General features: G+C 65.9%; 12 protein-coding genes and 2 tRNA genes. 8 read left to right on the top strand and 6 right to left on the bottom strand.

The window, feature by feature from the left end; genetic code table 11:
* The first annotated feature begins 451 nt into the window (after positions 1-451).
* The gene (locus tag GRI68_RS08790; protein WP_234028751.1) at positions 452-1,186 is read left to right on the top strand and encodes a tetratricopeptide repeat protein; all 735 of its coding nucleotides are present in this window, start codon (positions 452-454) and stop codon (positions 1,184-1,186) included.
* A gap of 38 nt (positions 1,187-1,224) precedes the next feature.
* The gene (locus tag GRI68_RS08785) at positions 1,225-2,901 is read left to right on the top strand and encodes a CHAT domain-containing protein (protein ID WP_160616903.1); all 1,677 of its coding nucleotides are present in this window, start codon (positions 1,225-1,227) and stop codon (positions 2,899-2,901) included.
* Between the two features lie 65 nt (positions 2,902-2,966).
* Here the strand turns inward: GRI68_RS08785 and GRI68_RS08780 are convergent.
* Positions 2,967-3,054, bottom strand: a tRNA-Leu gene (locus GRI68_RS08780).
* Between the two features lie 264 nt (positions 3,055-3,318).
* Between GRI68_RS08780 and GRI68_RS08775 the strand changes: the two genes are divergently transcribed.
* On the top strand, positions 3,319-3,516 hold the full coding sequence (locus tag GRI68_RS08775) for a hypothetical protein (RefSeq protein ID WP_160616902.1): 198 nt from the start codon (positions 3,319-3,321) through the stop codon (positions 3,514-3,516).
* Here GRI68_RS08775 and GRI68_RS13965 read toward each other — a convergent pair whose 3' ends face one another.
* Positions 3,517-4,551 carry a zinc-ribbon domain-containing protein gene (locus GRI68_RS13965; protein ID WP_160616901.1) on the bottom strand — a complete coding sequence of 345 codons (1,035 nt, stop codon included), beginning with the start codon at positions 4,549-4,551 and terminating at the stop codon, positions 3,517-3,519.
* Positions 4,552-4,722: 171 nt separating this feature from the next.
* On the opposite strand from GRI68_RS13965, the gene ftsE reads away from it, so the two are divergent.
* Genes ftsE through GRI68_RS08750 form a run of 4 tightly spaced genes read left to right on the top strand, consistent with a single transcriptional unit; the run spans position 4,723 to position 7,634 of the window.
* Positions 4,723-5,445 (top strand): cell division ATP-binding protein FtsE, encoded by a 723-nt coding sequence (gene ftsE / locus GRI68_RS08765; protein WP_160616900.1) that lies wholly within the window; start codon positions 4,723-4,725, stop codon positions 5,443-5,445.
* Positions 5,445-6,398, top strand: coding sequence for a cell division protein FtsX (locus GRI68_RS08760; protein ID WP_234028750.1), 954 nt, complete (start codon positions 5,445-5,447; stop codon positions 6,396-6,398). The genes ftsE and GRI68_RS08760 overlap by 1 nt, the downstream gene beginning before the upstream one ends.
* Positions 6,395-6,940 carry a YdcF family protein gene (locus GRI68_RS08755; protein WP_325063785.1) on the top strand — a complete coding sequence of 182 codons (546 nt, stop codon included), beginning with the start codon at positions 6,395-6,397 and terminating at the stop codon, positions 6,938-6,940. The genes GRI68_RS08760 and GRI68_RS08755 overlap by 4 nt, the downstream gene beginning before the upstream one ends.
* Before the next feature lie 4 nt (positions 6,941-6,944).
* A complete protein-coding gene (locus GRI68_RS08750; RefSeq protein WP_160616898.1) occupies positions 6,945-7,634 on the top strand; it encodes a lysophospholipid acyltransferase family protein in 690 nt (229 codons plus the stop codon).
* Positions 7,635-7,982: 348 nt separating this feature from the next.
* Here the strand turns inward: GRI68_RS08750 and GRI68_RS08745 are convergent, their stop codons facing one another.
* Positions 7,983-9,416, bottom strand: a complete 1,434-nt coding sequence (locus tag GRI68_RS08745) for an NAD-dependent succinate-semialdehyde dehydrogenase (protein ID WP_160617911.1) — start codon at positions 9,414-9,416, stop codon at positions 7,983-7,985.
* Between the two features lie 70 nt (positions 9,417-9,486).
* Positions 9,487-9,738 carry a DUF6356 family protein gene (locus GRI68_RS08740; protein WP_160616897.1) on the bottom strand — a complete coding sequence of 84 codons (252 nt, stop codon included), beginning with the start codon at positions 9,736-9,738 and terminating at the stop codon, positions 9,487-9,489.
* A gap of 99 nt (positions 9,739-9,837) precedes the next feature.
* On the opposite strand from GRI68_RS08740, the gene GRI68_RS08735 reads away from it, so the two are divergent.
* The gene (locus GRI68_RS08735; RefSeq protein WP_160616896.1) at positions 9,838-10,317 is read left to right on the top strand and encodes an Lrp/AsnC family transcriptional regulator; all 480 of its coding nucleotides are present in this window, start codon (positions 9,838-9,840) and stop codon (positions 10,315-10,317) included.
* A 6-nt stretch (positions 10,318-10,323) separates the two neighbouring features.
* Here GRI68_RS08735 and GRI68_RS08730 read toward each other — a convergent pair whose 3' ends face one another.
* Both GRI68_RS08730 and GRI68_RS08725 read right to left on the bottom strand, forming a co-directional pair.
* Entirely contained in the window at positions 10,324-11,298 is a 975-nt protein-coding gene (locus GRI68_RS08730; protein ID WP_160616895.1) for a YeiH family protein, read from the bottom strand.
* Positions 11,299-11,376: 78 nt separating this feature from the next.
* Positions 11,377-11,463 (bottom strand) — tRNA-Leu (locus GRI68_RS08725).
* Between the last annotated feature and the right edge of the window lie 59 nt (positions 11,464-11,522).

Raw genomic sequence — 11,522 nt, 5'->3', positions numbered from 1 at the left:
CCGCTTCCGCTTCTCGCCGCTCGTCGCGCTGTGACGCTGCTCGGCGGGCGAGTTGCAGCCGCCGTGTTACACCGAGCGCGGGGTTTTGCAAAAGTCGATCGGGGGTTAGCGTATTAAGATCGCGGAGATTTCTTCGGAAGGGCTTCAACCTTCGGTCCGGGGAGGATCATGCGGGATCCGTGGGTAAAGGGATATTAGCCATCAGTACTTGATCCTGTATGCCCTGCCCAAAGCGCCGCATCGAAGATCATATCATCGATTTCTACGGCAGGGCGACGATACATGCGACCATGGATTGGGTTATTCGCCTTTCCGATGCCGCAGGCCTCGCTAGAACGTTCCGCGCCGTCATAAGCCTAACAGCGTTCGTCATCGCTCTCGCCTTAGTTTTAAGGCGACCTTTTCTGCGCAGCTGCCGATAACTGCCCCGTTCAATACAAAGGGGCGGTTGATGACTGGCATTAAACGGGCGCTCGGTGCGAGAATGATGGGCGCGCTGCTTGCATCGTCGGTTTTGCTGTGCGGCAATGTCGCGGCACAGGATGCGAACGGCGCGGACACATATGAAACGCTGGCGGCGCGGACCAAGGAGCGCGCGGGCGATCCCGCGTTCGACTACCAGCTTGGGATCGCGGCGCTCGATGCCGGGCGATATGGCGAAGCGATTATCGCGCTCCAACGCGTACTCGCCGTCCAGCCCGACAATGCCGCCGCCCGCGCCGAACTCGCCCGCGCCTATGCCCTGGCAGGCGACATCGACACCGCCCGGCAGGAATTCGCCAGCGTGGTCGAGGATCCGAGCCTGCCCGATCCGGTGCGCCAGCGCTTCGCCGGTTTCGTCCGCCAACTCGACAAGCAGATCGCGGGCGGCGGATCGGACGTCTCCGGCTTCCTCGATGCGCGCGCAGGCTACGATAGCAACGTCAACGCCGCGACCGACCTCGACACGATCGTCATCCCGCTGTTCAGCTTCCTCGGGCCGGGAACGCTCGGCCCCCTTTCGCGACCGCCTACCTCCATGCCGAACTCGCCGATTTCGCCGCGCGCCGCGACGACTGGACCGCGTTCGAGCAGGCGTCCGACCGGGCACTCGAACTGGCCGATGCCGCGATCGAGGAGGATAGCTCCGAACAGGCGCAGATCCATCTCTACCGTGCCGAATGGGACATGCGACGCGGCGCAATAGCGGAAGCGCGCGAACGAGCCGAACTTTGGGTGCCGCAGATGCAGTCCGATCTGATTGCGAATCACAAGGACCGCATCCATGCCGAGTTGCTGCTCGCGCGCCTGCGCCAGCTCGACGGAGAGGATGCCGCAACGTCTCTCGACCAGGCTGACGACGCGATCGCCCGTCTCGAATCGCGCTTGGCCGACGTCTCGCTGTCCGATGCGGCGCTGGTGCGCGAGAGCGACGCCCACCGCGAAAGCGCGGTGCTTTATCTGGCGCTGGCCAGCGGCCTCGGCGACGAGGAGCGCATTTTCCGCGCGATGCAGCTTGCGAATATCTCCGAGCTGGCACGCCGACAGGATTTTGCGCGCGACGGATCGGATCAGGACGGCGATGCACAGACGCTGCGCAACGAATTGCTCGACCTGGCAAGGCAGCAGGCAGAACTTTCGGCACGTCTCGACCAGGCGCGAATCGATGCAACCGATACCGCCGGCGAACTGACCGCAGAACTCGCTTCGGTGGCCGGGCTCCAGCAGGTTGCAGAGCGAGCGCTTCTTGAGGAGCATCCCGATTTCGTCGCGCGATATCGCCCCGTACCGGTCGCATTGGCCGATCTCCGTACTCGCCTTGGGGCGGACGAAATCCTCGTCGCTCCGGTCGAAGGCGATCTGCAGGGTTGGCTGGTGCGCGTGTCGGCCGATGGCGTGGCGTCGCATGCGCTGGAAATGGATAATATTGCAGCTTCGGTTGCGACCTTGCGCGCTGCGGTCGATGCGCCGCAAACGCTGGCGAGCTTTCCTCAGGAGGAAGCCCACGCGCTCTTCGCGGCGCTCTTCCCCGATGGCGTGGCTGGAGTGGACCGTGTCCTCGTATATGGCGGACGAAGCCTCGCCACGCTGCCGCTGGGGATGCTGGTGACCGAAGCCTATACGGGCGACCTGCGGCGTGCACCCTGGCTCGCGCGCATGGTCGGGTCACAGACGATCGGCAATCTTGCGCTGTTCTCGCGCGCCGATGCGCAATCCCAAACGGAGGCGGGCCGACGCTTCGTCGGTGTGGGGGGCATTGCGCTCCCCGGGTCCGATGGCGGTGAACGGCTCGCCGGCTTGTTCCGGAGCGGGCGTCCCGACGCGACGACCATCGCTGACTTGCCCGAATTGCCCGGAGCCGCGGGTGAACTCAATCGGATCGCCGCGAGTTTTCCGCCTTCTGCCCGCACTCTGATGATCGGCCCCGATGCCAGCGAGGCGCGATTCAAGGCGGCGGATCTCCAGGATATCGCCGTTCTCGCCTTCGCCACGCACGGATTGGTCGCGGGCGAACTGGCCGATCTGTGGGAACCGGCATTGCTGCTCCGGCCGGGAGAGGGCGATTCCGGAGACGACGGACTGTTGGGGGCCAGCGAGATCGCGGGGCTGGCTATCGATGCCGACTGGGTAATCCTCTCGGCCTGCAACACTGCAGCGGGAAGTTCTCCCGGCGCGCCGTCTTTTGGAGGCCTAGCCGCCGCTTTTGCCCAAGCCGGGGCACGCTCGCTGCTGTTATCGCACTGGCGGGTCCGCGACGATGCCGCAGCCTATCTGAGCGCGCGAACGGTCGAAATTGCGGCACAGGGCCGCGATCGGGCCGAGGCGCTTCGGCAAGCGCAAGTCGAGCTGATGGAGAACCGAACGGTGGCCGATGCCGGGCATCCGTCGGTCTGGGCCCCGTTCATCCTGATAGAGAACTAGGCGCAAGCGGAAGCGCGCCTGACCGGTAGCCCTGACGGGCCGGCTCGCTTCGACATCTGGAGAAATGGTGCGGTCGAGAAGACTCGAACTTCCACGGGTTATTCACCCACAACGACCTCAACGTTGCGCGTCTACCAGTTCCGCCACGACCGCACTCTTCAACATGACAAAGCCCGCTTTTCCGAGCGGGCCCGTCTGGTAGGGGCGCGCCATTAACACCCGTTTCGGGCCGCTGCAAGCGCCTCTGTTCAAATTCGACTCCGATCTGTCCAGATTGCGACAATCTACGGGGTAAATCGAGCAGCGGACGTCGCGCCAGCTCGAGCCCGATTTACGTGTCGGTAACCATCAGCGTCGGAACGCGGCCCCAGATATGCCCGTTGAACGGGTATGATAGCCAAGACGATCATCGCTGCCTTGACCCTCGCAACCCCGTTTGCCGCCGTGCGCGCGCCGCTGAAGCGCGAGGCGCGAAAGGCGCGGGCCAGTGCGGCAGTGCGGATCGTGCGTGCGGCCCGCGTCAAGCTGGCAGAGGCAAATCCGAACGTAGGCAAGCGACATATCGCGCGCCAGCGCAAGGAAACCAGGCGCACGGTGCTGGTCGAATTCGAATGATCAGTACGCGGCCCAGCCGAACTCACTGATTTTCGCGCTCGTCGGAACGTCGACGATCGCCTCGTTTACCTCGATACTCTCGCCCGGAGCCAGTTCGCTGACGGGCGGGACGATCTGCGCATCGTAAACGATCCGGTCGCGCGAATCGCGCAGCACCACCTTGATGGGCGGCAGGCGACGGGTTTCGGTGCCGACATTGGTCACCGTGCCGCTGGTTTCGAAATATTCGATCCCGTTGGGCAGGGTGCGGCGTTCCTGACGATCGGCCGGGAATTCGAGCACGAGGTCGGGCGGCGCCTGCACGAAGGTCGGCTGGCTGAACGGCATCCAGCCCGGCAACCCGAAATAATTGATCGCGCCGATCACCGCCGCCGCGGCGAGGGCGAAGGCGACCGCGCCGATGGTCCAGATCCGGGTCCAGTTGCGGCGCGCCTTGAACGGCGGTTCATGCGCGAAGCTCGATCCGCGCTCGTATTCGTCCTCATCGAATCCGCGCGGCACTTCGGCTGCGATATCGTGACCCACCGGCGGCTCGGCCTGATCGTCCCGCGGCTCGGGCAGCGGATCGCTGGCGACCGGCGGCACGGGAGCCCGATTGCTTTCCGCCAAACGGTCGCGAATAGCCGATCGTTGCGGTGTCGGCGCGGGCGTCGGTTCTTGCGTTGGCGCTGGCGCTGGCGTCGGCGCTGGTTCGGGCGCGACATATTCGCGGCGTCGCGGACGCTCGACGGCCTCGTTGCCGGGGCCTGCCATCGGCTCGCGCCGCGCTGCGCGCGTCGGTTCGGTAGGAGGGGGTGGCGGAGGCGTGGGCCGCGGAGGCGCGGATTCCTGCGCCGGTTCGGGCGTCGGTGTCGGCCGAGGTGATGGTGCCGGAGCTTCGGGCGGCGCGGGCTGTTCCGCGACGCGCTCGGGCGGCGGGCCGTCCTGGAACCAGCTGTGCTTGCATTTGGCACAACGCACCGTGCGACCGTCAACGCCGATCGCGCTGTCGGGGACGGCGTAGCGGGTGTTGCAGGCCGGACAGGCGATAATCATTCGAACCGCTTAGGCGCAAGCTGGCGGGCCAAGCAAGTTCATGTCCGTGCAAACCGGCCAAACGCGCCCTTTTTTCCACATGGCGGCGCGGCTATAGGCATTTGGGAAGGGGTGCGACGGACGCGCGCCCTTCAAAGGACAGAGCAAAAGCCGCCCCGATGACCCAGCCCAATGACCCAGCATAGCGAAGAAGAGATCGTCCGCTTCGACAATGTCGGGCTGCGCTACGGCACGGGCAAGGAAGTGCTCAGCGACGTCTCGTTCTCGCTGTTTCCGGGGCGGTTCTATTTCCTCACCGGGGCGAGCGGGGCGGGGAAGACCTCGCTCCTCAAGCTGCTCTATCTCGCCCAGCGCCCCTCGCGCGGGGTGATCAAGATGTTCGGGCAGGACGCGATCACCCTGCCGCGAGACCGCCTGCCCGGTTTTCGCCGACGGATCGGGGTCGTGTTCCAGAATTTCCGTCTCCTTCCGCATCTTAGCGCGTTCGATAATGTCGCCCTGCCGCTGCGTGTGGCGGGCGTGGCGGAGAAGGACCTGCGCAAGCCGGTTGGCGACATGCTCGAATGGGTGGGGCTGGCGGACCGGATCGATGCCAAGCCCGCGACGCTTTCGGGCGGGGAGCAACAGCGCGTCGCGATCGCGCGCGCCGTCATCGGACGGCCCGACATGCTGGTCGCCGACGAGCCGACAGGCAATGTCGATGCCGAAATGGCGGCCCGGCTGATGCGGCTGTTCGAGGCGCTCAATCGTCTCGGCACCTCGGTGATCGTCGCGACGCACGATCTGCAACTGCTGCGCAAGGTGCCCGATTCGATGATCATGCGGCTCGACAAGGGCAAGCTGTCCGATCCCACCGGGGCATTGCGCTATCCCCCGCGGCGGAGCCTGTCGTGATGGCTGCCAAGGCAAGCAAATCCGCGCCACCGGTGGTCAAGGACGGCGTGCGGCGCGGTTGGCGGACACTGGGTGCGGCGGGCGACACCGCGCTGGTGCCGCAAGGGAGGATGCGCGGGCCGATGCCGTGGCTGGTGGCGATCATGGTTGCGATCACCGTGGTGGCCGCAGCCGGCGCATTGGCGCTCGGCAACATGGCCGCGCGCACCAGCGCCACGCTCGAAGGCGGGGTGACGGTGCAGGTGCTAGAGCCCGATCCGCAATTGCGCGGGCAGCAGGTCGATCTGGCCATTCCCGCGCTGCGCCAGCTCGATGGCGTGCTGTCGGTGCGGCGCGTGCCGCAGCAAGAACTCGATGCGCTCGTCGAGCCCTGGCTGGGCGAGGAAGCGGTGGAGGGCGCGGACGTTCCGATCCCGGCAATGATCGATATCCGCATGCGGAGCGAACCGGGTGACGACGATCTTGCACGGATCGAACAGGTCATCGCGCCGCTTGCCCCGACCTCGCGGGTCGATCCGCAGGCGAGCTGGCTTGGTCCGGTGTTCAAGGCCGTGCAGGGCCTGCGCTGGCTGGCGCTGGCGCTGATCGTATTGCTCGGCGCGGCGACCTCGGCGGCGGTGCTGCTGGCCGCGCGTACCGCGATCGGTGCGCATCGCGACACGATCGACATCGTTCACATGCTCGGCGGGACCGACCGCCAGATCACCCGCATCTTCCAGCGCTCGATCGCGCTCGATGCTGCGGGTGGCGGCGCGCTCGGCCTCGCTGTCGGGCTGCTGACGATCCTCGTGCTCGGCGCACAATTCTCCGCGTTGGGTGACGGGCTGGCGGGTCAGGCGACGCTCGAATGGGACGACTGGCTGGTGCTGGCGGCCGTCCCGCTCGTCGGGGTGCTTCTCGCCGGGATCACCGCGCGGCTGTCCGTCATGCGCGCGCTGGGGCGGATGCTGTGAGCGCTGGTCAGGTCATTCGCCGCGTCGCCGCGATCGGGGCCCTGTTATGGGCGCTCGGCTTCGTCTGGTTCTCGATCGTGCTGCCGCAGCCGGCAGATGCGGATACGCGTACCGATGCGGTGATCGTGCCCACCGGCGGCAGCGGACGGATTGCGCGCGGGCTCGACCTGTTGCGCGCCGACACGACCCAGGCGCTGTTCGTCGCCGGGGTAGATCGCGAGGTCCGCCCGCCCGAATTCGCCGCCAGCTTCGGTGTCGAGGAATCGCTGATGGAGTGCTGCGTCACGCTCGATTTCCGCTCGGTCGATACCAAGAGCAACGCGCTGGAAGCGGCCAAGTGGCTCAAGGAAAAGGACTACAAATCGGTCCGTCTGGTCACGTCGGACTGGCATATCCGGCGGTCCGCGCTCGATCTCGAACGGGCGACCGACGGCACGGTCGTGATCCTGGAAGATGCGGTGCCGAGCGATCCCGATCTCGCCATGTTGTTCCTCGAATATCACAAATTGCTTGCGCGGCGCGTCGCGGGGCTTTGGGAATAGCGCGATGCCCGGCCCGATCACCATTCTTCGCAACATCGTCTTCCTGATCGCCTTTTACGGCGGCTGCTTCCCGCTGATCGGCTGGGCGGGCCTTGCCGCGCTGCTCGAGCTGCCGGGCGCAAGCGCAGGGGTGCAGCGCTGGTCCGAATGGCACGAATGGTGTGTGCGCAATCTGCTGGGCATCCGGATCGAGGTGCAAGGCGAGGTGCCTGGCGGGGGCAAGCTCGTCGCGAGCAAGCATGAGAGCTTCTTCGAGGCGATCCACTTGCCCGCGCTACTCGAAAAGCCGGTGCCGTTCGCCAAGGCGGAACTGTGGAAGATCCCCGGCTGGGGTCCCGCGGCGGGGAGGTGGGGCGCAGTGGCCGTACACCGCGAACAGGGCGCGAAGATGCTGCGCAAGATGATCGCCGACGGCAAGGCATTCGCCGCCGATGGGCGCGTATTGGCGATTTTTCCCGAGGGCAGCCGCATCCCCCACGGCAGTGAGCCGCAACTCCAGGCAGGGTTCGCCGGGCTCTACAAGATGCTCGGCGTGCCGGTCATCCCAATGGCGGTGAACAGCGGCCCGCTCTACCACCGCTTCTGGAAGCGCAGCGGCACGATCACGATATGCTTCGGCGAGGAAATCCCCCCCGGCCTCCCGCGCGCCGACGTCGAAGCGCGGGTGCGCGCGGCGATCAATGTACTGAATTGAGGGCGCGCGGGGAGAGGGAAGAGGGGCGCGGTCGATGGCTCCCGGTCGGTGCGGAGAAGTGTTTTTTCGGTTACGGACCCGCATCCGCGGGTCCATCCTCGGTGCTATTCCCTCCCCGGATCAAGTCCGGGGTCCGGGGCACCTGTGCGGGCGGCCGGTCGGCCTTGCTTCGGCCTGGTCGGCCTCAGGCGACCGCCTCGGTCATGTCCGCTTGGCGCTAGATGGCGATATTCGTCCTGAATTTGCGCGCGGCAGCGCGCACGCGTGCGACCGCACGCCGGCCGGTAGGCCGAAGCCTAGGCGGGCGGATGCCCGCCGCCCGGCGTCTGAGGGACTAAAACAAAAGACTCACAACGTCTCGTGCACGCTCTTCAGGTTCAGGCAGGCGGTCACGCCTTCGGCACCGTCTTCGCTGCCATAGCCCGACCATTTGACCCCGCCGAACGGGGCATCGACCGCGCTGACATTGGTGCCGTTGAGGGCGACCATGCCCGCCTCGATCGCGCGGGTGACGCGCTGGCGGCGGGCCCTGTCCTGGGTCCAGGCATAGGCCGCGAGGCCGTATTGAAGGCGGTTGGCCTCAGCCAGCATCGCATCTTCGTCGGCATAGCGATTGATCAGCGCGACGGGGCCGAACGGTTCCTCGTTCATGATCTCGGCCTCGAGCGGAACGTCGGCCAGCACGGACGGGGCGTAGAAGAAGCCTTGGTTGCCGACCCGCTCACCCCCGGCGAGCACCTGCGCGCCCTTGTCGCGGGCGTCGGCGATCATGCTCTCGATCGTATCGGGGCGGCGGGCATTGGCCATCGGGCCCATCTGGGTCGCTTCGTCGAAGCCGTTGCCTACCTGGATCGCCTTGGCGCGCGTGGCGAAGCCGTCGCGGAATTTCTCGTAGATCGAATCCTGCACGATGAAGCGCGTCGGGCTGACGCAGACCTGCCCGGCATTGCGGTACTTGGCCGGAACCACCTGATCGAGCACGGTGTCGACATCCATGTCGTCGAACACGAGCACGGGGCCGTGGCCGCCCAGTTCCATGGTCGCCTTCTTGAGCCCTTCTGCCGCCAGCTTGGCGAGATGCTTGCCGACCTCGGTCGAGCCGGTGAAGCTCAGCTTCTTGACGATCGGCGAGCCGAGGAGGTGGCGGCTGATGTCGTCGGGCACGCCGAACACGGCCTGGCAGACCTCGCCCGGAACGCCCGCATCGAGCAGCGCCTGGCACACGGCGAGGCCGGTGGCCGGCGTTTCTTCGTCGGGCTTGACGATCACCGAGCAGCCCGCCGCGAGCGGACCGCCAACCTTGCGCGCGACATTGATCGCGGGGAAGTTCCACGGAGCGAAGGCGGCGACGGGGCCGACCGGCTCGTATTCGATCCGCGCTGCCTGGCCGTCGGGCCGCACCAGCGTGCGACCGTAGATGCGCTGGCATTCGCCGGCGTAGAAATCGAACAGGTTGGCCGAATAGAGCACTTCGCCCTTGCCCTCGGGCACCGGCTTGCCCTGTTCGCGGGTCAGGATCCGCGCGATCTCGTCGGAGCGTTCGCGCAGCAGCTGGGCGGCCTTCTGCAGCGCCTTGGCGCGCTTGGGTGCGGGCGTGTTGCGCCACACCTTGAAACCCTTGTCGGCATTTTCGAGAGCGCGATCGAGATCGTCGCTGCTGGCGCAGGGGAGCGAGCCGATCGTCTCTTCGGTCGCCGGATCGATAACATCGCGCGTCTCGCGCCCGTCCGTGCCCAGTTTCTCGCCGCCGATGAGGAGGTGGAGGGAGGGATAATCGGTCATGGTCGCTGGGCCTTTCGTCATGGAATTTGCCCGCGTCCTAGCGCGCCCGACCCGCGATGGCGACCCCCCGTCAGATCACGAAATCGATCGCCCCAGCCTCGAGCGGCTCGGGCTTGCGGCGCCGATTGGTGACCATGCGATCATGGAGATGGTTGATCTGGCGGCTGCCGGTCTTCACGAACAGGAACGGAAAGATGCCATGAAGAATGCAGCCGATTCCGGCCACGATCATACGCCCGCCGAAGCCCGACGCCTGGACGAGGTGTTCGGAATAGGATTCGCCCACTGTTCGGGGGTGTTCGGTAAAAGCTTTGCGCAGCATGATTGGTGTGTTCCCTTCAAAGGGAAGAATACCAGCTGTCATGCGTGAGATCATACCAAACATCTGTTCTTTGCGCCAGTTGTGGGGTATAATATCCCAATGAAGCGCGAAACATTAGAATTGGATGCCATCGACTGGGCAATCCTCGACGTGTTGCAACACGATGCTTCGCTGCCGGTTCACGCGATCGGAGAGCGGGTTGGCCTGTCGACCAATCCGTGCTGGCGGCGCATCCGGCGGATGGAGGAAGCGGGGATCATCGAAAAGCGGGTTGCGCTGCTCGATCCTTCTGCCGTCGGGCTTGGCACGCTGGTCTATGTCGCGATCACCACCACGCGCCACGACCCGGAATGGCTCGCCTCGTTTTCCGAGGGGATCGAGGCGATCGACGAAGTGGTCGAATGCCACCGCATGGCCGGCTCGATCGATTATATGCTGACCGTGCGGGTTCGCGATATCGCCGATTACGACCGGATCTATCACCGGCTGATCGCGGCGATCCCCGGCCTGAACGATGTCACGGCGAGCTTTTCGATGGAGCGCGTCAAGCACACCACCGCGCTGCCGCGTCCCAGCTAGAGCGGATCAGGCGAGGCCCAGCATAACCGCCCAGGCCACCGCGAAAGCGGTCAGGCTGGCCGCCAGCACCGGCGCGAGCGTTCGCCAGCCCGCTTCCCACAACAGGCCGAGCCGCGAGCGCAGACCGGTCGCCGTGACCGCCAGAAGCAACAGCGCTTTCGATATATCGAGCGCGGTTCCGGCGTAGTCCGCCGGGATCGGGACGAAGCTGTTGATCGCCAGCACCACGAAGAAGGCGACGACGAACCAAGGCACGCTCGCTCGTTTGCCGCTGGCCGCGCCCTTGGCCGAACGCCCGATGATCCATGCGGTCAGCGCAACCATCGGGGCGAGCATCGCCACCCGCGACAGCTTGATCACCGTCGCTTGTGTGCCAGCCGCATCCGAATAGGCGAAACCGCCGCCGATCGCCTGCCCCGCATCATGCACCGACGCGCCGATCAGGAAGCCCGCCTGCGTGTCGCTGAGCCCCGCCCAGTGGGCGAGTGCGGGATAGATCGCCATCGCGATCGCGCTGCAGATCATCACGCCCACCAGCGTCACGGCGAACCGCGTCTGGTCGACCCGCTCCTTGCCGATCACGCCGTAAAGCGCGAGCGCCGCAGAGGCCCCGCAAATTGCTGTCGCGCCACCAGCCAGCAAGCCTGCTTCCCAGCGCTCGCCGACCGCGCGCGAGGTCAGCAGCGCGGCCGCCATCGCCGCGACCATCACCGCCAGCAATCCGGCAAAGGCGAACCAGCCGAGCGAGGCGACCTGCGCGAAGGTCACTTGCACGCCGAGCAACACGATCCCGACCTGCAACGGATATCGCCCGGCAAATTCGAGGCCCGGCCGAAACATTTCGCCCTGGCCGAATACCGACAGCGCGAGCCCCAGCAAGAGACCCGCGAGGATAATCGGAAATCCGAATTGAAATGATGCAAGCGCAGCAAGAGCCGCGACCAGTATCGCGAAGGCGAGGCCCGGAAACTTTGTGCTCATCGTCGCGCTCCACAGCCTCTTGCGGCCTGCCTCGGTGGGCTCTCGCAACCGTCGGCGTCATAGCGACGTATGTTGAAATGGTGCCCAGAAGAGGACTCGAACCTCCACACCCTCGCGGATACATGCACCTGAAGCATGCGCGTCTACCAATTCCGCCATCTGGGCACTTTTCATGCGGTGCATCGTCATAAGACCACCGCTCGGTAGGCGCGGGCCACTAGCGA

The sequence above is a fragment of the Alteriqipengyuania halimionae genome (assembly GCF_009827575.1).
In the GTDB taxonomy this organism is placed as follows: Bacteria; Pseudomonadota; Alphaproteobacteria; order Sphingomonadales; family Sphingomonadaceae; genus Alteriqipengyuania_A; species Alteriqipengyuania_A halimionae.
The sequence above is the reverse complement of the archived record's forward strand: the minus strand, read 5'-3'. Positions and strand labels throughout refer to the sequence as shown.

Bases quoted from the DNA above. Each gene is read 5' to 3' on its own strand.
- GRI68_RS08790 (WP_234028751.1), top strand. From the start codon at position 452: ATGACTGGCATTAAACGGGCGCTCGGTGCGAGAATGATGGGCGCGCTG.
- GRI68_RS08785 (WP_160616903.1), top strand. From the start codon at position 1,225: ATGCAGTCCGATCTGATTGCGAATCACAAGGACCGCATCCATGCCGAG.
- GRI68_RS13965 (WP_160616901.1), bottom strand. From the start codon at position 4,551: ATGATTATCGCCTGTCCGGCCTGCAACACCCGCTACGCCGTCCCCGAC.
- ftsE (WP_160616900.1), top strand. From the start codon at position 4,723: ATGACCCAGCATAGCGAAGAAGAGATCGTCCGCTTCGACAATGTCGGG.
- GRI68_RS08760 (WP_234028750.1), top strand. From the start codon at position 5,445: ATGGCTGCCAAGGCAAGCAAATCCGCGCCACCGGTGGTCAAGGACGGC.
- GRI68_RS08750 (WP_160616898.1), top strand. From the start codon at position 6,945: ATGCCCGGCCCGATCACCATTCTTCGCAACATCGTCTTCCTGATCGCC.
- GRI68_RS08745 (WP_160617911.1), bottom strand. From the start codon at position 9,416: ATGACCGATTATCCCTCCCTCCACCTCCTCATCGGCGGCGAGAAACTG.
- GRI68_RS08740 (WP_160616897.1), bottom strand. From the start codon at position 9,738: ATGCTGCGCAAAGCTTTTACCGAACACCCCCGAACAGTGGGCGAATCC.
- GRI68_RS08735 (WP_160616896.1), top strand. From the start codon at position 9,838: ATGAAGCGCGAAACATTAGAATTGGATGCCATCGACTGGGCAATCCTC.
- GRI68_RS08730 (WP_160616895.1), bottom strand. From the start codon at position 11,298: ATGAGCACAAAGTTTCCGGGCCTCGCCTTCGCGATACTGGTCGCGGCT.